This is a genomic window from Streptomyces sp. RGM 3693, assembly GCF_050471125.1.
In the GTDB taxonomy this organism is placed as follows: Bacteria; Actinomycetota; Actinomycetes; order Streptomycetales; family Streptomycetaceae; genus Streptomyces.
On sequence record NZ_JBMPPQ010000001.1, the window covers coordinates 1,253,282 to 1,273,135 of the forward strand.

Annotated in this window: 15 protein-coding genes and 1 rRNA gene; 12 read left to right on the forward strand and 4 right to left on the reverse strand. The window is 66.1% G+C overall.

Annotation, left to right across the window (positions count from 1 at the left end; all coding sequences use genetic code 11):
- Window positions 1-1,108: 1,108 nt before the first annotated feature.
- The 6 genes from ACO0M4_RS05235 (at window position 1,109) to ACO0M4_RS05260 (ending at window position 9,982) form a co-directional block, all read left to right on the forward strand.
- Window positions 1,109-1,795: a restriction endonuclease gene (locus ACO0M4_RS05235; protein ID WP_430368421.1), complete on the forward strand. Its 687-nt coding sequence runs from the start codon at window positions 1,109-1,111 to the stop codon at window positions 1,793-1,795.
- Between the two features lie 65 nt (window positions 1,796-1,860).
- Window positions 1,861-2,244, forward strand: a complete 384-nt coding sequence (locus ACO0M4_RS05240; protein WP_430368422.1) for a hypothetical protein — start codon at window positions 1,861-1,863, stop codon at window positions 2,242-2,244.
- Complete coding sequence (locus ACO0M4_RS05245; RefSeq protein ID WP_430368423.1) at window positions 2,241-5,939, forward strand: caspase, EACC1-associated type; 3,699 nt, start codon at window positions 2,241-2,243, stop codon at window positions 5,937-5,939. The genes ACO0M4_RS05240 and ACO0M4_RS05245 overlap by 4 nt, the downstream gene beginning before the upstream one ends.
- Window positions 5,940-6,120: 181 nt before the next feature.
- On the forward strand, window positions 6,121-6,957 hold the full coding sequence (locus ACO0M4_RS05250) for a vWA domain-containing protein (RefSeq protein ID WP_430368425.1): 837 nt from the start codon (window positions 6,121-6,123) through the stop codon (window positions 6,955-6,957).
- Window positions 6,954-7,802, forward strand: coding sequence for a hypothetical protein (locus tag ACO0M4_RS05255; RefSeq protein ID WP_430368426.1), 849 nt, complete (start codon window positions 6,954-6,956; stop codon window positions 7,800-7,802). The genes ACO0M4_RS05250 and ACO0M4_RS05255 overlap by 4 nt, the downstream gene beginning before the upstream one ends.
- Before the next feature lie 2 nt (window positions 7,803-7,804).
- Window positions 7,805-9,982 carry a hypothetical protein gene (locus tag ACO0M4_RS05260; RefSeq protein WP_430368427.1) on the forward strand — a complete coding sequence of 726 codons (2,178 nt, stop codon included), beginning with the start codon at window positions 7,805-7,807 and terminating at the stop codon, window positions 9,980-9,982.
- A 247-nt stretch (window positions 9,983-10,229) separates the two neighbouring features.
- Here the strand turns inward: ACO0M4_RS05260 and ACO0M4_RS05265 are convergent, their stop codons facing one another.
- From ACO0M4_RS05265 to ACO0M4_RS05280, 4 genes are all read right to left on the reverse strand, one after another.
- Window positions 10,230-10,628: a type II toxin-antitoxin system VapC family toxin gene (locus ACO0M4_RS05265; RefSeq protein ID WP_430368428.1), complete on the reverse strand. Its 399-nt coding sequence runs from the start codon at window positions 10,626-10,628 to the stop codon at window positions 10,230-10,232.
- Complete coding sequence (locus tag ACO0M4_RS05270; RefSeq protein ID WP_430368429.1) at window positions 10,625-10,912, reverse strand: hypothetical protein; 288 nt, start codon at window positions 10,910-10,912, stop codon at window positions 10,625-10,627. Before ACO0M4_RS05270 ends, ACO0M4_RS05265 begins: the two co-directional genes overlap by 4 nt.
- 389 nt (window positions 10,913-11,301) lie before the next feature.
- On the reverse strand, window positions 11,302-12,792 hold the full coding sequence (locus ACO0M4_RS05275) for an ATP-binding protein (RefSeq protein ID WP_430368430.1): 1,491 nt from the start codon (window positions 12,790-12,792) through the stop codon (window positions 11,302-11,304).
- Window position 12,793: 1 nt separating this feature from the next.
- Entirely contained in the window at window positions 12,794-13,522 is a 729-nt protein-coding gene (locus ACO0M4_RS05280) for a response regulator transcription factor (protein ID WP_430368431.1), read from the reverse strand.
- 218 nt (window positions 13,523-13,740) lie between these two features.
- Between ACO0M4_RS05280 and ACO0M4_RS05285 the strand changes: the two genes are divergently transcribed.
- The 6 genes from ACO0M4_RS05285 to ACO0M4_RS05310 all read left to right on the forward strand — a co-directional run bounded on the left by ACO0M4_RS05285 (window position 13,741) and on the right by ACO0M4_RS05310 (window position 19,793).
- On the forward strand, window positions 13,741-14,472 hold the full coding sequence (locus ACO0M4_RS05285) for a DUF3159 domain-containing protein (RefSeq protein WP_430368432.1): 732 nt from the start codon (window positions 13,741-13,743) through the stop codon (window positions 14,470-14,472).
- A complete protein-coding gene (locus ACO0M4_RS05290; protein ID WP_430368434.1) occupies window positions 14,469-14,606 on the forward strand; it encodes a hypothetical protein in 138 nt (45 codons plus the stop codon). Before ACO0M4_RS05285 ends, ACO0M4_RS05290 begins: the two co-directional genes overlap by 4 nt.
- A gap of 3 nt (window positions 14,607-14,609) precedes the next feature.
- Window positions 14,610-15,701 (forward strand): cytochrome P450, encoded by a 1,092-nt coding sequence (locus ACO0M4_RS05295; protein ID WP_430371257.1) that lies wholly within the window; start codon window positions 14,610-14,612, stop codon window positions 15,699-15,701.
- A gap of 101 nt (window positions 15,702-15,802) precedes the next feature.
- On the forward strand, window positions 15,803-15,997 hold the full coding sequence (locus ACO0M4_RS05300; RefSeq protein ID WP_430368435.1) for a ferredoxin: 195 nt from the start codon (window positions 15,803-15,805) through the stop codon (window positions 15,995-15,997).
- A gap of 8 nt (window positions 15,998-16,005) precedes the next feature.
- Entirely contained in the window at window positions 16,006-17,178 is a 1,173-nt protein-coding gene (locus tag ACO0M4_RS05305) for an NAD(P)/FAD-dependent oxidoreductase (protein WP_430368436.1), read from the forward strand.
- A 1,086-nt stretch (window positions 17,179-18,264) separates the two neighbouring features.
- A 16S ribosomal RNA gene (locus ACO0M4_RS05310) occupies window positions 18,265-19,793 on the forward strand.
- The last annotated feature ends 61 nt before the right edge of the window (window positions 19,794-19,854 follow it).

Below are 19,854 nucleotides of genomic sequence, written 5' to 3' on the forward strand. Positions count from 1 at the left end.
TAGCGACCGGCGCTGACAATCCAGGGCGGTCAACTCGGCGACGGTGCGCATGGGGTGGGCAGAAGTCAGCGATTTTCGGACGGGTGATCGCGACGATGGGTCGGCTGGCAGGGCGAGCCGAATCTGGAGCCGTGGTGTTCCCGAAAATCGAGAGCGACCGGGAGATCAGCTGGGCTCGTCGCCGGCGCGAGGACGACTGCTGGGTACCGCGAAGGCCAGACCTGCTCCGCCTGCCCCTCGCGAGCTACCTGCGGTGCTTCAGGAAGTAGGGGGCGTCCGGGGCCAGAACGGTGACGTGCCCGTTGCCACGCCGCATTCTCTTGATCAAGGCAGGCTTCTCCGGTGTCCAAGCCGCGCGGACGGCTCCTGGAGAGCCATGCGTCAACAGCCACGCAATCTCTTGCAGCAAAGCGAGCAGGGACACGGCCCACAACGCTGACTTCACCTGGCGATTGGTGCAGGTCGAGAGTCGCTCGGGTCGTCGGCCTCGTCGAGAAGCGCTTCGGTCCCGACAGGCCAGTCGCGTGAGGTGTCGGAGTCGGCCGGTCTCGCCGCGAGCGTGGCTACGGCCAGGCCGGGGGGGATGGCGAGACCCTGAGGTCGCGCACTGCTCGGCGCGCTGACGCACCAGGGCCGTCCGACTGCTGCTCCTACCAGGCTGGAACAGGTGCTCGCCGAAGCAAAGGGACCAAGCGGCAAGGGGCACAGGGGTAGTCGAGGCTTTGGGCGGGCCTGCGGAGTGCTAGGACGGCGCGCGCGAGGTGCGAATGAACGTCGACAGCGCTCCCATGCGCCCTCCGGTTCCTGGGTTCGGCCGAAGAAGTACTGGTTGCGACGGTGGCTTTCCCGATACTCATGAAGACTTGCTTGGGGAAAGGGGGGATCCGCTGCTTTTTGTCATGGCATTACTGGTGATAGGTGGGTCCGTGCTGGTGTCGCGTTGCGGAGGGCCGACAGCGTTCCACCGGCCGTGTCGCCGCAGCCGCAGGGGGCTGTTCGCGCGTTGCCGAGACCATTCCTTCACTTTGGTCACGATTACCGACTTGGCGGGACTTGCGCTGTTCGGTCTTGCATTCGGCATGTGGGCGCTCTTCGGGGCGGGTGTTTGATGCGACGCCGACGGAGCCAGGGAGGATGGGCTGCAGTTCCCTGGTGGGTGTGGGGCGTAGGTGCCCTGGCCGGGGTCAGCGGCCTGTGGCAGGCAGCCGAGCAGTGGCCGTTGTGGACAGGCATCGTGCTGACCACCGTGGCAGTGGGGCTGGGCTTGAAGCCGGGGAGACTGGCCGTACGGAGATGGGCCGGCCGTTCGGCGCTTCCTGCGGGACCCGTGCGCTATTCGTTGGCCCATCTCGATGCCCTGGAGCCCCAAGAGTTCGAGCTGGCGGTCTGCTCCTTGCTGCGCAGGGATGGCCTGACCGCGGAACACGTGGGCAAGGCGGGGGACAAGGGCGCCGATGTGCTAGTCGTCGATCATTCGCACCGACGGGTCGTCGTGCAGTGCAAGCGGCTGAGGCCGGACCGAAGGGTCGGGGACCAGGACGTCCAGCGGGTCAATGGTACGTACCGCCACGACCATGGCGCCCACTTCGCCGTGATCGTCACCACCGGAGGCTTTACGGCAGCCGCGCGGTCCAGCGGACCCCGCTATGGGATTCACCTGGTGGACCGGGACGCCCTGGAGAGGTGGGCGGACCTGGGTGAGCCGTTGTACGGGATCCTGCGAGTTCCGGACGAATGCACAAGGCGCAGGCGTTGGGCATTGGGTCGTGGGGGACAGGGTGAATCGCTAGGGTGACGGCGAATCGGCAGTGCCAGTAACTCTCTTTAAGTACGGACAAGTTGACGGTACGAGGGGGAATGATGTCCGACGAGATCGAGTCCGCGCGCATCCAGGTTTTCGGTGCCGACCCGCGGCATGCGGAGCTCGAAGCGAAGGAACTCCGTGAGGTACTGAACCGGCTGGATGGCGCAGAAGTGCGTTTCGCCCCGCCTGAAGCGCCGCAGGCCACGGAGGGCGCGAAAGGGCCCGCACTGCTGACCCCAGAGGTCGTGCTCATCCTCACCACGGGCACTCTCGGGCTTGCGAGGACAGCCATCAGAGCATGGGTGGAGGTCCGGAAAAGCCGCAAGGTGCGCTTGGTGCATTCCGACGGAACGGTCACGGAGTTCCAGGGCGGAGTATCCGGGCGTGAGGTGAAGGCACTGCGGGACGGCCCGGGCGACGGGTCGGGAGACGTGCGGTGAGCCGCAAACACGCCTTACTCGTGGGTACGGCCGCCTATGAGGACGCAGCCTTCCCCGCTCTGCCTTCCGTGCGCGCAGACGTTCACTACCTGAGCCAGGTGCTGGACATGCCGGCGGTCGGAGGGTACGAGCCTTGCGTACGGGTTGAGGACTCATCAAAGGGGGCCATCAAGCAGACCGTCGAACGGTTTCTGAGGGAGCGCGAGCCGGATGAACTGGTCGTGCTCTATCTCAGCGGCCACGGGGCGTACGACCGCGAGGACGGTCAGCTGTACTACGTCACCACGGACACCGAGGCCGATCGAGTACAGCAGACCGCCCTCGAAGCCTCTTTCGTTACCGCCCAGTTGGAGAAATGCGCGGCTCGGCGGAAGGTTCTGCTGCTCGACTGCTGTTTCAGCGGCAGCGCAGTGCAGGGCTTCCGTAGCAAGGGAGCCTCACACTCGACCACTGCACCGGTGGTCGAGGCCGGTGGAGTGCATGTCATCACTGCGTCACAGCACTGGGAACAGGCATTCACCACTGACGCGGACCAGCCCTCGCAGTTCACCAGAGCGATAGTCGAGGGTCTGCACTCAGGTCAGGCGGACCTGGACGGTGACGGACAGGTCTCCGCGAACGATCTGTTTCGGCATATCAGTCGTGACTTGCAGAAAGCGCCCGACGGACGCCGACAGACGCCGACCCAGTCCAGCCTTCACGTGACGGGCGACATCTATCTCGCCCGTGCCGCCGCCGGCCGTCAGATCCCCGCCCTCAAGCCGCTGCCTGCCGGGCACACCGCAGTCACCGACGGAGCCGGTGGGGTGACCCCGGCACCGGTCAAGGCCATCCAGGCACTGCACGACGACTCCGCCTTCACGGACGTCGAATGGGCACAGCTGCTGACGTACTACCAGCACTGTCTGGAGGCGGAGAGCGCCACCGAAGAACTGCTGCCACTGGTGGGAAGCGCCCCTCCACGCGCGGTCTGGCCGGCCGGGGAGGAAGTACTTCTCTCCGGCACGGAAACCACGGTCCAAGCACCGGAACGCGTCGCGGACCTCGCGGAGCGTGCCCTCAAGGACGGCGCGGACCTCTGGTACGGATACCCCGTCGCTGTCCTCTACGACGGCAAGCGGCAGGTGTGCGCGCCGCTCGCCATGCGCCAGATCGAGATCGAACGCGGTCCGCAGGGACGCGCTGTGGTCACACCCACAGGGCCGATCGTCCTGCATCCCAAACTCGTCCTCGACCGTCTGGGCAAGGACGAAGGCAAAGAACTGCTAGCCGCCTACCAGCCCAACTGGCGGCCGGGATTCCGGGAGGACATGATCCGCGACCTGCGCAGTCTGTTGCAGGAACTGGGACTGCCCGACACGGAGCATCTCGACCCCGGATCGCTCGGTGACGGCAGCTCGCTGTACGCCGCGCATGAGGGCGCCCGCAATGTGGCGGTCGTCTTCGCCGCACGGTCGGATGCCGCGGCCACCGCACAGCTGATGAAGGACTACAGAACGCTGCAAAAGTGCGTTGGGCAGTTCGCAGGCACCGCACTCGGAGCATTTTCCGCGTCGGCGGCACCAGGAGCTGACGAGAGCGCCGAGCGAGAAGTGCAGGTTGTCGCTCCCCTGGAATTGAACGAAGGGCAGGAAACGGTCATCCGGGCTGCCATGGTCCGCAAGCTCACAGTCGCCACCGGGCCGCCCGGAACCGGGAAGAGCCAGCTCATCGTCAACGCGGTCGCCACGGCCAGAGCGGCCGGCCAGACCGTGCTCGTAGCCTCGACAAACAACAAGGCCGTGGACGAGGTCTGGGAGCGTTGTGAAGCCCTGGCTTCGGGGCTCCTCGTACGGACCGGCAATCAGACAGCTGTCGAGCAAGAGTTGCGGACGCTGGAGCAGCTCACCCGCAGCGTCCGGCCCCACCAGTCTTCCCAGATGTACCGGGGCGAACTGCGGAACCACCTTCGGGAGCAAGCGGCGTTACGTCGTCAACTCGCGCTGGTCGCCGGTCGCGAACGGGAACTGGCCGAGCTCGGTCGGCTGCGCTTCTTCTACGCAGAACAACACCATGGCGACGCTCGGACGCTTGCCGCTGCCTTGGGCGACGATGTTTCGCTCGGCCGGTGGCTGCGCCGGGCTCGCACAGCGGTCCGCCTCGGGATCTTCGGAGGGTGGCTGCGGGGCCGATGCCTGCGCGCTCTTGCCCCGCTGGCCGTACAGGTTGCAGGGCGCCAAGACTTTGCCGACCTGCTGTCTTTCGCGGAGGCCGAAGCCGCCTGGCGACGCAAGAGCGCCGAAGCCGACGCGGCGCCCGACGATGCCCAACTCCTGACGACGCACCGGGAGACCGATCGACAGGTTCGAGAGACGTCTACGGCACTCCTACAGGCATCGGTGGCGGAGCAGGCAGTGACTGCGCGTGCGGCCATCCACGACCGTATCGAAGCGGTGAAGTCACGATCCCCTGGGCAGTGGTCGTCCTTGGAACGGATACTGCCGCAGGTGCCCGGCTGGGCCGTCACCGCAAGGTCCCCACGACGGTTCCGGGACCGCGCTGCCCTCTTCGACTTGGTCATCGTCGATGAAGCGAGCCAATGCTCCACGCCGGATGTGCTGCCTCTGCTCTTCCGCGCACGGCGAGCCCTCGTGATCGGTGACCCCATGCAGTTGCAACACATCACCACACTCCCGCCCCGGCAGGAGGCGGAGTCACACCGTGGGGTGGGGCTGCGGTCGAGCTGGCTCGACGAGCACCGGTTCGACTACCGCCGCTACTCCGCGTTCCACGCGGCTGCCCATGCGGCCGGAGAAACCCTGCTGCTGGACGAGCACTTCCGCTGTCATCCGGACATCGTCGGCATTTCCAACCGGCATTGCTACGGCGATCGGTTGACCGTGCTCACCGAACCGCGGTCGTTGCGACGCCTCGACGGAGTCGCCGCGGTGCAGTGGCTCGATGTGGTGGGAACGGCGCGCAGAGGCCGCAGCGGATCGTGGATGAACGAGGAGGAGGCAGAGCGCGTTCATCTGTCGGTGGAGCGGTTGTTGATGCGGTTGCCCGAAGGTTCGACGGTAGGGGTGGTCACCCCTTTCCGCGCCCAGAAGGACCTGATCGCCGAGCGCTGGAAGCACGAGGGCCGCGTGCGGGTCGGCACAGTGCACACGTTTCAGGGCGGACAGCAGGACGTGATCCTGTTGTCCCTCGTAGCCGGTGCGACAATGCGCCCCAGCGCGGTCAACTGGCTCTGCCGCGAGGTCAATCTGTGGAACGTGGCCATCACCCGCGCCCGTTCGCATCTCATCGTGTTCGGCGACCGCGACTTCTGGTCGGTTCGGGCGGGAATGCCGCACGCACTGCTGGACGCGGCCGAGGCCAAAGCCGCTCTGTCTCCCTTGGGCGTGCATTCCGGGCAGCAGGACGAGCTTGACGGTGACCGGCTTCAACGCATCCTGACGGACGCGATTCCCGGAGTGCTGCTCGACCGGAACGTCACGGCTGACGGCTACCCCTACGACTTCGACATCCGCCGAGGCACGCGCGCTGCTCAGGTTCGGCTGGACCACGGAGCGTCCTCTGATACGGAGGACGCACGCCACTTGAGGCTTGCCCTCAGTCACACGGGCCTATTGTCGAACGGTGTCCGGCTGCCTGCGTGGCATGTCTGGGCCGATCGAGCGGAGCGAGTGACGGACAGGCTCGGTGGCGGGTGAGGATGCCGAAACACAGGACCTCGTCGAGGGCGTCAAGTGCGCCCCACCGCTGAGGTCCTCGATCTACCGTAAGACCGGGGGATCTCGGCGACTTGGCCTGCGCGCTGGTGACCGGCACGTAAGCATGTCCCATGAGTTTCTCCCACGACCGACTTCGTTCACAGTCCGCCAGGAGCCCAACGTGCCGTATACGGCAGAGATCAGCCGCAGCAACCCGACGAGCATCATCTTCCTCGTCGATCAGTCAACGTCGATGAGCGATCCGATCGGCGGTGAAGACCCCAAGCAGAAGGCTGATGTAGTTGCCGACGCGATCAATCGGCTCCTCACCGAGCTCTCGGTCAAGTGCGCGAAGGAGGAAGGCGTACGCGACTACTTCCATGTCGCGGTCGTCGGTTACGGAGCCACCGTCGGCTCGGCGTTCGCGGGTTCGCTCGCCGGCCGGGACGTCGTCCCTCTCAGTGAGGTGGCAGACAATCCGGCTCGCGTCGACGAGCGAAGCAAAAAAGTACCCGACGGTGCCGGCGGTCTGGTGGAGACCGTGGTCAACTTTCCGCTGTGGATGGATCCGGTCGCCCACGGTGGGACGCCGATGAATCGCGCCCTTCAGTACGCTGAGAGTCTTGTCGCGGCGTGGACCGAGCGCTACCCGGCCAGCTTCCCGCCCATCGTCATCAACCTGACGGACGGCGAGTCGACCGACGGCGACCCCAGCGCGGCCGCCGAGGCCATTACCTCGCACGCCACGGCCGACGGAGCGGCGCTGCTGTTCAACCTGCACGTGTCTGCCGCAGGCGGAACCCCCACCGCATTCCCCGACACGGCCGACGGCCTTCCGGACAGCTACGCCCAGACTCTGTTCGCCATGTCGAGCCCGCTGCCCAGTCACATGCGTTCGTACGCCGCCTCGCAGGGGCAGCGGGTCAGCGAGACCACCCGCGGCTTCGTCTACAACGCGGACATCACCACGGTCGTGCAGTTCCTCGACATCGGTACCCGAGCCACCGAGTTGCGGTGACGATTTCCACCTCGTGCGTGTACGTCACGCACCTAGTGGCCCCTAAGCACGGAAGCACGGAGGCGGAATGCGAAGACGCCGTCGCCGTGCTTCCCGGCCGCCCACACGATTACATGCTTCGGGAGCCACTCACCGCGGGCGTCTGCGACGGGGCAACGGAGAGCGCGCTGGCCAAGGACTGGGCCCGTCTGCTGTCACAGGCGGCGGCCGAACATGCCATGAGGCGGCCGGACTTGCTGGTAGGCGGCACTGCCTTCGAAGAGTTCGCGTCGTCGGTGGTGGCCCAATGGGAGCCCTGGCTCGTGCAGTACACACAGACGCGCCATGCGGAAGGGCGTCCGTTGAAGTGGTACGAGCACACCAAGCTCACAGAGGGCGCCTACGCGACTCTGCTGACGGTGCGCGTCGACCCGAACTCCGACTTTCGCCCCGGCACAAGTGAACCGGCTTGGAGATGGAGCGCTGCGGCCCTTGGGGACAGTTGTCTGTTCCACCTGCACGACGACCGGCTGGTCCAGTCTTTCCCGGTGGCAGCCGTCGAGGAGTTCGGTACAACCCCCGACCTCTTCGGCAGCCGCAACCACGACGTGGCCCTGCTGGCCCGCCGCGCGCGGTTCACCGAAGGCTGGTGCCAACCCGGCGACCGGTTGCTTCTGATGACCGACGCCCTGGCCGCATGGTTTCTGTCGGTCCCGGACCAGGGCGAAGCCGTAAGCCAGTTGCTGGAGTTCGCCGGTCCCGATGATCTGGCCGGATTCAAGAACTGGCTGAACGGTCTGCGGGACAGCCGGCAACTGCGCAATGACGATGTGGCGCTCGTTCGGATCGATTTTGAGGGGCGGTAGAAGTGGGCTCGGCCACCGGTTCGCAGCGATCGTTTCCCAGTGGCGCCGATTACGCGGAGGCGCTGCAGCACACGCAGCTGTGCTTCCGACATCCCGAACTCAAAGGCGCACGGCCCGAACTGACCAAGCTCGGTCTGCCTCGCGCCATATCCGGCGCCTTCGCGAGCGTCTTCTCGCTGACCTCGGCCTCCTCAAGCCAGCGGTACGCGATCAAATGCTTCACCCGTCATGTCCCGGACCAGGAACGGCGTTACGAGGCCATCAGCTCCCGACTCGCGCAGCTGGACCCAGCGGAACTCTCGCAACCATGGAACCTTGGATTCGAGTACCTGTCCGACGCCATAAGTGTCGGGCTGGACCGTTATCCGGTCCTGAAGATGGACTGGGTCGAGGCCGTCACCCTGTCCTCCTGGCTGGACGACAACCACGCCCACCGATTCGCAGTCGACCGCTTGGCTGACCGGTTCGAGGCACTGACCCATGATCTGGCCACCCACGAGATAGCCCACGGTGACCTTCAGCACGGCAACCTGCTCGTCGCGAGCGATGACACGCTACGTCTGGTCGACTACGACGGAATGTACGTACCGGCGTTGGCCGGCATGGGCGGCACTGAGCGCGGACACCGCAACTACCAGTCGCCCATGCGGGGGAACGATGACTTCGGGACGGCGCTGGACCGGTTCTCCGCTTGGGTCATCTTCTTGTCCCTCAAGGCAATTGCCTCCGACCCTGCCCTCTGGAGTCAGCTGCACGAGCCCAGTGGTGAGTTCCTGCTGCTCACCGAGGACGATTTCAAGCATCCGAGTGGCTCCACGAGACTGCAGACGCTGCTGACCCACACTGACCGGACGGTGAGTGGTCTCGCCGAGCAGGTGCGGGCCCTGGCTTTCCAGCCGTTGGACGTTCTACCTCCCCTCGCCGCGGCCGTGCCCAGACAACGGGCCGCTGCGACGACAACATCAGGGGTATCTGGCGGTGGTACAGCGGCCGCCCCTGGTGCAGGTGGACTGCCAGGGTGGATGGCCGGCCACGTCTCTCCGCAGGCCACTCCGACGCCGAACGTGCCTTCGCTTGCACCGGACGGCTTCCATACGAGGACGCCGCTGGATGTCGTCACAGCTGTGCTCTGGCCGCTCATGCTGGTCGTGACCGTCTTGATGGGCATCGCGGGGTTCTCGGCGCCACTGATCGTGCCGGGCGTGCCTGTTCTCGCTGCTATTGCGCTCACCGCGTTCGCCAGAAGTCGTCGTGCGGAGCGGGCACAGTCACGGGCCGCCCTCACAGAGCTGACGAATGAACTGGCCCAGCTCGATGACCCGGTCAAGGCTGCCGAGAAGCTGCGCAAGGACCGCGCGAAGTTCGACGCGGCGGAGGTGAAGCGGACCGCTGCCTACCCGCGAGCTCAAGACAAGCTCACAACCCAGTACCACGCCGCGCTCAAGGAGGCCGAGAAGCGGAAGGTTCGCAAGCAGCGTGACATAGACAAGAAGATCGACGGACTATCGGAAGAACTCCGTAGAGTCCTGGCTAAGGCACTCACTGACAAGCAGTCTGCGTACGTGCGGGATCAGCTCGGTCGACGGTTGATCGCTCAATCCCCGCCGCACGGCATCGGACCGAAACTCGCCGAGCGGCTGGCAGCGGCTGGTATCCGTACGGCAGCCGACTTCACGGGCTACCGGCCGGTGCAGAACGTTCAGTACAACAACACCGGCGCCGTGCTCGTGCTGAGCAGCGGCCGTGCCATCGACGTCTACGGCATCGGCGAGGCCAAAGCCATCGCCCTCGATGCGTGGCGCCGAGACCTGGTCGCTGCCGCTGAAGCCCGGCAGCCGACCGCCCTCGGTGCGTCAGAGCGACAGTCGATCGAGCAGGGCGTCGCCAGCCGTAGGGTCCAGCTCGCCGCCCAGCGTAATGCTGTGGAGTCCGAGACCGATGCGTTGCGTGCGAAGGCACGGAAGCAGTTGGAGGACGACCAGAAGCGTCTCACGCGAGAGAACACCATTGTGGGCGATCAGGCTCGACAGCAGCGACAGAAGTTCAGCCGACGAGCGGTCGCACTCCAACAGAACAGCGCGCTCCACGCGACGCTGAGCGCCTCAGTCCAGGCGGCCCAGCTCCGGCAACGCGGATTGTCGTTCGCGCGCTACTTTCGATTCCTCTACCTCGGTCGCTGACGGCACGTTCGGCTGCCGGGACAGAAGTGTGAAGAGGCGGATTGCGGGTCAGGGCCGTGACGACCTTGCCCAGCTCCGCGCTTGTTTCGATCAGTTCGGTGACCGCTCGTCGCTCAATGGACCAGTCGTTCGGGCGTGAGGCGCTGATGGAGAGAGCCGAGCGAGCAGTCGGCGAGGTGCTACGCAATGGGCAGGGCGGTCCACGGCTCCAGATTCGGATGCGGGACTCCAACGTGCCCAGTCGGTGTCAGATCTTCGCGGTGGCAATCCGGGCGTGGCCGGTGGTGAGCATGGAGATGTCCTCGACGTCCGAGGTCAGGATGGTGACCCGGCCATGCTGGGTGAGGGCTGTGGCACAGAGCATGGCGTCGATGGCGTACTTGTGGCCGTGCAGTCCTGCCGTACGTAGCAGGGTGGCGGCCGACTGGGCGATGGCCTGGGTGACTGGTTCGACTCGCAGCCGGGACAGGGTCCATCTCAATGCGGCGTCATTGATCCTGGGGTGAATCACCTCGACGAGTACAGCGGCCGAGGTGATGACCGGTAGGTCGGCGTCTCGGGCGGCGGTGAGCCACTCGTGGACCTCGCGGTCGCGCTGAACGGCCTTGGCCAGGCCCTCGCTGTCGAGGACGAGGGCGCCGCTCACGCGGCCGCCCCGGCACCGGAAGAGGAGGCAGTCCCGGTGAGCTTGGCCCGCTTGGCAGCCACGACATCCGGATCGGCGGGGCCGTTGACCTTGTCGAAGTCGGCGATCAACTCGTCCAAGTTGTCCCGCTCGATCTGCCGCTGCGCGGCCTTCTCCAGATAGGCGGATACGCCGCGCTTGCCGACCCGCTCCCGAATAGCCTGCAGGGTGCCGGCGGTGAGTGAGACGGAGATCCCACTGCTCGGTCCGTCGCCGGGGAAGAAGTCGGTGTCGTCGTCAGCCATGACACGAGTATGGCATTTATAATGCCATAAGGCGACTCTCTGGGGCTGGGGCGTGCGTCAAGAGATCGCACGTAGTGCCCATGGAGCACGCAGTGCACATCGACTCCGGGTGCCGAGCCATCCCTGACCTGCGGTTTTCTTCCACATGTTTTTGATTCACATCATTCCGATGACCCATCAGGTGGAGTGCGTGGTCGTGCTGGAGAAGGCGACCAAGGGCGCCTGAACTGCGGCTTTACGGGTGCGCATGATGCGTGGTGTGGGCGTTGCGGGCGATAGCTCGACGCGGGAATGAGCTCAGGTGTACCGCCAGCGGAACGTGCGGTACGGCTCGCCTGCCGGCGCCTCGGATTCGCGGACGCGTAGGCACGGGGACACCGCATGCCCGGTCAGGATTCGGTTGAGCCGGTGACGGGCTTCCCCTCGCGGATGGGCGGGGAGGCGTGAGGTGTGCAGGCGGGCAGGGTGACGGTGAAGGTGCTGCCCTCGTCTGGCGCGGTGCGTACCGACACGGTACCGCCGTGGGCTTCGGTGATCGATTTGACGATGCTCAGGCCGAGTCCCGTGCCGCCGGTGCCGGGGGTGCGGGAGGCGTCGCCGCGGTAGAAGCGCTCGAAGATCCGGCGGGCGGTGTCGGGGGCCATGCCGGGCCCCTGGTCGGTGACGTTCAGCTGGACGTTGTCGCCGTCCGGTGCGCGCACCGTTACGGATATCGGGGTGCCGGGTGGGGTGTACCGCAGTGCGTTGTCCAGGAGGTTCCGTAGCACTTGGAGCAGTCGGTCCTCGTCGCCGTGCGCGCATGCCTCGCCCTGTTCCTCGACGGTGATCGGCCTGCTGGGGTCGAGGGCGTGGGCGTCGGCGACGGCGTCCTGGGCGAGTCTGCCGAGGTCGACCGGTGCGGTGGCGAGTGGGCGGCCCTGGTCGAGCCGGGCGAGCAGCAGCAGTTCCTCGACCATGGAGTGCATGCGGGCTGCCTCGTCCTCGATGCGCAGCATCGCCCGCTCGACCAGTTCGGGGTCCCGGGCCAGGCCGTGCAGGTGCAGTTGGGCCCAGCCTCTGATCGTGGTCAGCGGTGTGCGTAGTTCGTGCGAGGCGTCGGCCACGAACTGGCGCAGCCGCTCCTCGGAGTGCTGCCGCTCGTCGAACGCGCGGTTGAGGGCGGTGGCGACCTCGCCGATCTCGGAGGGGCGGTCGGCGACTTCGATGCGCTGGTCCACGTTGCCCTCGGCGATCGCGGTCGCGGTCGTGGCCATGTCGCGCAACGGCCGCAGACTTACGCGCAGCACACCGCGGCTGAGGAGGGAGATGCCGCCGAGCGCGGCCAGGGTGGCCACGGCGTCGGCGACGATCAGCCCGTACACCACGTCATCGGTGGGTCCGAGGCTCTCGGCGATCACCACGGTGCTGAACGGCTTGGGGGCGACGCCGGGCGCTGGCTGGACCGTGGCGTGCCGGCCGGCAGGGAAGGCGAGGGCGCGGTACGGAGGGAGGGGCGTGTCCTGGGTCGGCAGGGTGATGGGGTGCTCGGCGAATCCGTCCGGGACCGGTGCCGGGAGTTCGGGCCGGGGCGCAGGTTTGCCGTTGAGGTCCTTTGCCGGTGTCTGTGCGACCACTCGGCCGTGCTCGTCGAGCAGCGCGGCGTAGACCCCTCCGGGGGTCCGGGAAAGGAGGTCGGCCTTGATCGTACGGTCGGGCGGGTTCACGATGTGGAGCCGGATGGTGTCGCGGGCGTTGGTGAGCTTGGCGTCGGCGGCATCGACGAGGTAGGTGCGCAGGGCGACCAATGAGGCCGCGTTGACCGTCACCATGCCCAGGGCGGCCAGCAGCATGACTCCTGCCATGAGGCGGGCCCGCAGGGAGCCACGGTGTGCGCGGGCCATGTCAGCCGTCTCCGGGGAGCCGGAGGCTGTAGCCGAATCCGCGTACGGTCTGGAGCAGGGGCGGCGCTTGGGCGTCGATTTTCGCCCGGAGGCGGGAGACCAGCTTCTCGACGACGCCGTGGCTGAAGTGGTGCTGCCATACGTGGTCCATGATCTGTTCCTTCGAGACCACGTACTCGGCGTTGACCAGCAGGTACCGCAGGAGCTTGTACTCGGTCGGTGACAGGGCGATCAGGCGGCCCCGGCGGTGGACCCGTCGGCTGCGTTCGTCCACGGTCAGGTCCGCGAAGCCGAGTACCGGGTTGGGTTCTGCGGTCGTGCCGGCTCGGCGCAGCAAGGCGTGCACCCTGGCCAGCAGCTCGGGGACGCTGAAGGGCTTGGTGAGGTAGTCGTCGGCGCCCATGGCGAATCCGGCCACCCGGTCCTCCACCGTGTCCCGCGCGGTCAGGAACAACACCGGCAGCCGCGCCCCGTTCCTGACGAGGTGCCGGCACACCGCGAACCCGTCCATATCGGGCAGCATCACGTCCAGCACCACCAGATCCGGGGTGTCGGATTCGTAGGCGCACAGGGCCGCGGCACCGCGGTCCGCGGTCGTCACCTGGTACCCCGCCAGGCTCAGGGTCGTCTCCAGCAGCTCCAACATCCTCGGGTCGTCGTCCACGACCAGCACTCGCTGCCCGGTCCCCCGGGGCAACGACAGGCCATCGGCCGGTGAGGCGGAGTGCATGACAGTCACCAATCGGGGGAGGCACGTCGGCGGCGACCCCTTGGGGGGTGCCGCGTCTGCGTCGACAACGCACCGTCGCGCCCACGGGTTCCCTGCGCCGCGGACCGGCTGCCGCCCCGGCGCCCGGTGTCCACGACACCGTGACCGCACAGGGGATCGCCGACTGTCAGGCAATGGTCAGGTGGGCGTCCGGGGCGGGTCAGCCGGGGTGGGTTCTCTTGAGCCAGGACACCCCGACGACCACCGTCGCCGAGACGCCAGGAGCAGCCGTGGACCGCGCAGCACACCCCGAAACCGGCAGTGACGACGCCGCCCGGGCCGCGATCCGCGGTCGGCTGCGCAGCGGGGTGATCGACGTTGCGCCGGTCCTCGGATTCACCCTGAGCCTGTCGTTGACCCATCGGGTCGCCGTCGCGTTGCCGGTCGCTCTGACGGTCGGGGCCGGTGGTTGCGTCGTGCGGCTGGTTCGCAGAGAACCCGTGCGGCGCACGCTCGGTGTCATCGGCATCGTCGGCGTGGGCGGTGCGCTGGCCGCACTCACCGGACAGGCCACCTCGTTCTTCATCCCGAGCCTGGTGATGCACTCCGTGATGGCCGTGGCGACCCCGGTGATGTTGCTCCTGGGATGGCCGCCGATGGGCCTGGCGGTGGGCCTGCTCACCGGTGAGCGGACCGGCTGGCGCCGCTGCCCGGTACGCCGGCGGGGTTTCATCAGGGGCAACTTGGCCATCATGGCCGGAAGTTACGTGCTGCTCGCCATCCAGCTCCCGCTGTTCCTCTCCGGCCAGGCCGTCGCCCTCGGCGCGGTCGAAACCCTCGGCCCCGCCGTTCTCGCGCTCAGCACGCTGCTGGGCTGGCGCATCTACCGACGCGTCGTCGGTACGCACCGCTGCCTCGACAGCCACCCGAGCGCCGAGACAGCCCACCCCTTGGAAAGGACACCCTCATGACCGCAGCACAGCCCACCATCAAGCCCCAGCCCACGATGCGGACCTGTCCCTTCGACCCGCCGGAGGAGTACCGCACACTGCGCGAGCAGGCCCCGATCTCCCAAGTGACCCTTATCGACGGTCGGCCGGGCTGACTGATCACCCGGTACGAGGATGTCCGGGCGGTCCTCTCAGACTCGCGGTTCAGCGCCGGAGGCCCCCGGCTGGGGGACGGCACCCCGGCCGACGCCCCCCATACGCCGCCCCCGGGAATGTTCATCTTCATGGACCCGCCGGAGCACACCCGGTTCCGGCGGCTGCTCACCGGGAAGTTCACCGTGCGCCGGATGCAGCAACTGGCCCCATTGGTAGAGCAGTTCGTCGCCGAGCGGCTGGACGCGATGGCCCGGGCCGAGTCCCCGATCGACCTCGTGCGGGAATTCGCGCTGCCGGTTCCCTCACTGGTGATCTGCGAGTTGCTCGGAGTGCCCTACGCCGACCGCGAGGAGTTCCAGCGGAACTCGGCCAGGATGATCAGCCTCACCGCGGGTCTGGAAGCGAACCACGAGGCCCGGGAGGCGATGCGGTCGCACCTCCGCCGGCTGGTGCTCGCCAAGCGCGCCGAGCCCACCGACGACATCCTCAGTGAGCTGGTGCAGGCCGGCGAGCTCACCGACGACATCCTCAGTGAGCTGGTGCAGGCCGGCGAGCTCACCGACGAGGAACTGGCCGGCGTGGGATCGCTGCTGCTGATCGCCGGGCACGAGACGACCGCGAACATGATCGCGCTGAGCGCCCTGTGCCTGCTGCGCAACCCCGAGCAGTTGGCGGCGCTCCGCGCCGACCCCACGCTGATGGACGGCGCCGTCGAGGAACTGCTGCGTTATCTCACCATCGTTCAGTACGGCGCGCGCCGCATCGCTCTTGAGGACGTGGAACTCCACGGCCATCTGATCAAGGCCGGCAGCCCGGTGGTTGCCTCGCTGACCTCGGGGAACCGGGACGCGGCGCAGTTCTCCGACGACCCCGACCGGCTGGACCTGATGAGGAAGCACAGCCCGCACCTCGCCTTCGGCCACGGCATCCACCAGTGCCTCGGGCAGCAGCTGGCCCGGGTGGAGATGAAGGCGGCGCTGGGCGCGCTGTTCGACCGGTTCCCCACGCTGCGGCTCGCGGTGCCGCTGGAGGACGTACCGATGCGTCACGACATGCTCGTTTACGGCGTCCACGCGCTCCCCGTGACCTGGTAGCCGGCAGCAGCCACGAAACGGTCAGCAGCAGCCGTGGCCTGACCGCAGGCCACGGCTGCCACCAGAACGCAGTCCCCACTGATACGGAGCGGAGCGTCCCGATGAAGATCATCATTGACGAGAACAAGTGCGTTGGCGCAGGACAGTGCGTGCTGGCTGCCGCCGACGTCTTCGACCAACGCGACGAGGACGGCATCGTCGTACTGCTCAACCCCCTGCCGCCGGACGACCTCAGCGCCCAGGTCGAGGACGCCGCCGCCCGCTGCCCCGCACTGGCCATCGAGGTGGTGAAGTAGTGCCCGCCATGGACCACATCGTCCTGGTGGGCGCATCGGCCGCGAGCCTCACCGCGGCCGACACCCTGCGACTCGAAGGCTTCACCGGCACCCTGACCATGGTCGGCGAGGAACTACACCCACCGTACGACCGCCCACCACTGTCGAAACACCTCCTCGCCGGCACACTAGAACCACACAAAACCACCCTGCGGCAGGACCCCGACCTCCAACGGCTCCGGATGAACCTGAAACTGGGCCGCCGCGCAACCCACCTGGACCCAGCGGCCCGCACCATCACACTGGACGACGGAGACCAGCTGGACTACGACGGCCTGATCATCGCCACCGGACTGCGCCCCCGCCACCTACCCTTCGGCAACGACCTGGCCGGAGTACACGTGCTACGCACCCTCGACGAAGCACTGTCACTACGCGCACAGTTGCTGTCCGGGCCGCGCGTCGTCGTGATCGGCGCCGGATTCCTCGGCACCGAAATCACCGCCACCACCCGCAGCCTCGGCCTGGACGTCACCCTCATCGGCATCGAACCCACCCCGCTAGCCAGCCAACTCGGCACCCAGATAGGCAGCCTGGTAGCGGATACGCATCAGGAACACGGAGTCCACCTGCGCATGAGCCGCAGCGTCACCGGCCTACGCGGCACAGCAGGCCGGGTCTCCGCGGTGGAACTCGACGACGGCACCTCGCTCCCCGCCGACCTGGTCGTGGTCGCCATCGGCTCAACACCGGCCATCGACTGGCTAACCAACTCCGGACTCCCCCTAGGAGACGGGGTGCTCTGCGACAGCACCTGCCAGGTCGCCCCCGGAATCTACGCGGCAGGCGACGTCGCCAACTGGCCACACCCCCTCACCGGCGCACGCACCCGGCTCGAACAGCGCCTCAACGCCACCCAACAAGCCATCACCGCCGCCCGAAACCTCCTCGCCGGACCCACCCGAGCCACCCCGTACGCGCCGGTCCCCTTCGGATGGACCGACCAGTTCAACACCAAGATCCAGTTCCACGGCTGGTGCCCCACCAACGCACGCATCACCTACGCCGACGGCGACCCACAAACACGCAAATTCGTCGCGCTCTACCACACAGGCGGTCAGGTCACAGGCGCACTCGGCTGGAACAACGCACGCACCCTGCACACCTACCACGACCACATCACCGCACCCATCGCCGCCTAACCCGGCCCACCAACCACACACCCCACGCACACACCGCCAGCACACGCCCGAGACCTGCCTGTCGCCGAGCGCACCCACTGGGGACCCCTCTGCCTCTTAGGCCTGACTCATAGGGAAAGGCCCTTGTGGCCTCTCGGGTGGTGACCCTGGCAGACGGTGTGTGTCCATCGGGGGCCCGACTCCCCTCGCCGGCAGCTGCACCACTGAGAGGGTGCTTGGCCCGGGGTAGCTCGTCGGAACGTCTATCTCGTGGGCGACCCGGTGAGCCGGTGACTCGATGGCTCGACGACCCGGAGACCCAGTGGTCAGGCGACCCAGCGGCTCGGGATAGCTCGATCCGCTGTGGATGTGCCCCCCAAGTCGTGCCGCACCCATATGATCGTGTAAGTTCTTCGAGTTGCCACGGAGCCGACAGGCCCCACGGCAGCCATCCCGCCGCTACAGCGGCACACCACTGCTGCACGGTCCCTCACCGGGAACAATTTCGGCATGCCGGAATTTGGACCGGGACTCGATTATGAGTCTCCGAGGGATTCCGCTAAAGTAGTGACCACGCCGAAAGGCAAACCCCCTCCGACGGGAAATCGGAACCGAATTCGAACCGGTAGCGCCTCATTGAGAAGCGGGCCGGAAGCGAAAAAGGATCTGATGAAATCGGAAAGGTCGAAAAGCGAAAGCGAAGCGGCCGGACCCCGCTCCAGCAGGGGGCCAGAGACGGAAACGGATCTGGTAAGGTTGGAACCGCGAAGAAGCCGAAAGGCCAAATCGCACCGGCGAAAATCAGGGCCGAAAGGATCTGATAGGGTCGGAAACGCAAGACCGAAGGGAAGCGCCCGGAGAGCCTGGTGAAACAGGCACAAAGGAAGCGTCCGTTCCTTGAGAACTCAACAGCGTGCCAAAAGTCAACGCCAGATATGTTGATACCCCGTCTCCATCATGGAGATGAGGTTCCTTTGAAAGTCCTTCCAAGTTTTTGGGAGGCGCACAGCGAGGACGCTGTGAACCGTGAGGATTATTCCTCCTCGTGGTTCCGCTCAACGCGAGTGTCACACCGGCAGTTTTTCATTAAACGCAGGCCGGAAAACATTCACGGAGAGTTTGATCCTGGCTCAGGACGAACGCTGGCGGCGTGCTTAACACATGCAAGTCGAACGATGAACCTCTTTCGGGAGGGGATTAGTGGCGAACGGGTGAGTAACACGTGGGCAATCTGCCCTTCACTCTGGGACAAGCCCTGGAAACGGGGTCTAATACCGGATATGACACACGGAGGCATCTTCTGTGTGTGGAAAGCTCCGGCGGTGAAGGATGAGCCCGCGGCCTATCAGCTTGTTGGTGAGGTAATGGCTCACCAAGGCGACGACGGGTAGCCGGCCTGAGAGGGCGACCGGCCACACTGGGACTGAGACACGGCCCAGACTCCTACGGGAGGCAGCAGTGGGGAATATTGCACAATGGGCGAAAGCCTGATGCAGCGACGCCGCGTGAGGGATGACGGCCTTCGGGTTGTAAACCTCTTTCAGCAGGGAAGAAGCGAGAGTGACGGTACCTGCAGAAGAAGCGCCGGCTAACTACGTGCCAGCAGCCGCGGTAATACGTAGGGCGCGAGCGTTGTCCGGAATTATTGGGCGTAAAGAGCTCGTAGGCGGCTTGTCACGTCGGATGTGAAAGCCCGGGGCTTAACCCCGGGTCTGCATTCGATACGGGCAGGCTAGAGTTCGGTAGGGGAGATCGGAATTCCTGGTGTAGCGGTGAAATGCGCAGATATCAGGAGGAACACCGGTGGCGAAGGCGGATCTCTGGGCCGATACTGACGCTGAGGAGCGAAAGCGTGGGGAGCGAACAGGATTAGATACCCTGGTAGTCCACGCCGTAAACGTTGGGAACTAGGTGTGGGCGACATTCCACGTCGTCCGTGCCGCAGCTAACGCATTAAGTTCCCCGCCTGGGGAGTACGGCCGCAAGGCTAAAACTCAAAGGAATTGACGGGGGCCCGCACAAGCAGCGGAGCATGTGGCTTAATTCGACGCAACGCGAAGAACCTTACCAAGGCTTGACATACGCCGGAAAGCGCTAGAGATAGTGCCCCCCTTGTGGTCGGTGTACAGGTGGTGCATGGCTGTCGTCAGCTCGTGTCGTGAGATGTTGGGTTAAGTCCCGCAACGAGCGCAACCCTTGTTCTGTGTTGCCAGCATGCCTTTCGGGGTGATGGGGACTCACAGGAGACTGCCGGGGTCAACTCGGAGGAAGGTGGGGACGACGTCAAGTCATCATGCCCCTTATGTCTTGGGCTGCACACGTGCTACAATGGCCGGTACAATGAGCTGCGATACCGCGAGGTGGAGCGAATCTCAAAAAGCCGGTCTCAGTTCGGATTGGGGTCTGCAACTCGACCCCATGAAGTCGGAGTTGCTAGTAATCGCAGATCAGCATTGCTGCGGTGAATACGTTCCCGGGCCTTGTACACACCGCCCGTCACGTCACGAAAGTCGGTAACACCCGAAGCCGGTGGCCCAACCCCTTGTGGGAGGGAATCGTCGAAGGTGGGACTGGCGATTGGGACGAAGTCGTAACAAGGTAGCCGTACCGGAAGGTGCGGCTGGATCACCTCCTTTCTAAGGAGCACTTCTTACCGAGCTTGTCTTGGTCAGAGGCCAGTACATCGGCGAGTGTCTG

Coding starts and splice junctions, on each gene's coding strand:
- ACO0M4_RS05235 (WP_430368421.1), top strand. CDS start 1,109: ATGCGACGCCGACGGAGCCAGGGAGGATGGGCTGCAGTTCCCTGGTGG.
- ACO0M4_RS05240 (WP_430368422.1), top strand. CDS start 1,861: ATGTCCGACGAGATCGAGTCCGCGCGCATCCAGGTTTTCGGTGCCGAC.
- ACO0M4_RS05270 (WP_430368429.1), bottom strand. CDS start 10,912: ATGGCTGACGACGACACCGACTTCTTCCCCGGCGACGGACCGAGCAGT.
- ACO0M4_RS05275 (WP_430368430.1), bottom strand. CDS start 12,792: ATGGCCCGCGCACACCGTGGCTCCCTGCGGGCCCGCCTCATGGCAGGA.
- ACO0M4_RS05280 (WP_430368431.1), bottom strand. CDS start 13,522: ATGCACTCCGCCTCACCGGCCGATGGCCTGTCGTTGCCCCGGGGGACC.
- ACO0M4_RS05290 (WP_430368434.1), top strand. CDS start 14,469: ATGACCGCAGCACAGCCCACCATCAAGCCCCAGCCCACGATGCGGACC.
- ACO0M4_RS05300 (WP_430368435.1), top strand. CDS start 15,803: ATGAAGATCATCATTGACGAGAACAAGTGCGTTGGCGCAGGACAGTGC.
- ACO0M4_RS05305 (WP_430368436.1), top strand. CDS start 16,006: ATGGACCACATCGTCCTGGTGGGCGCATCGGCCGCGAGCCTCACCGCG.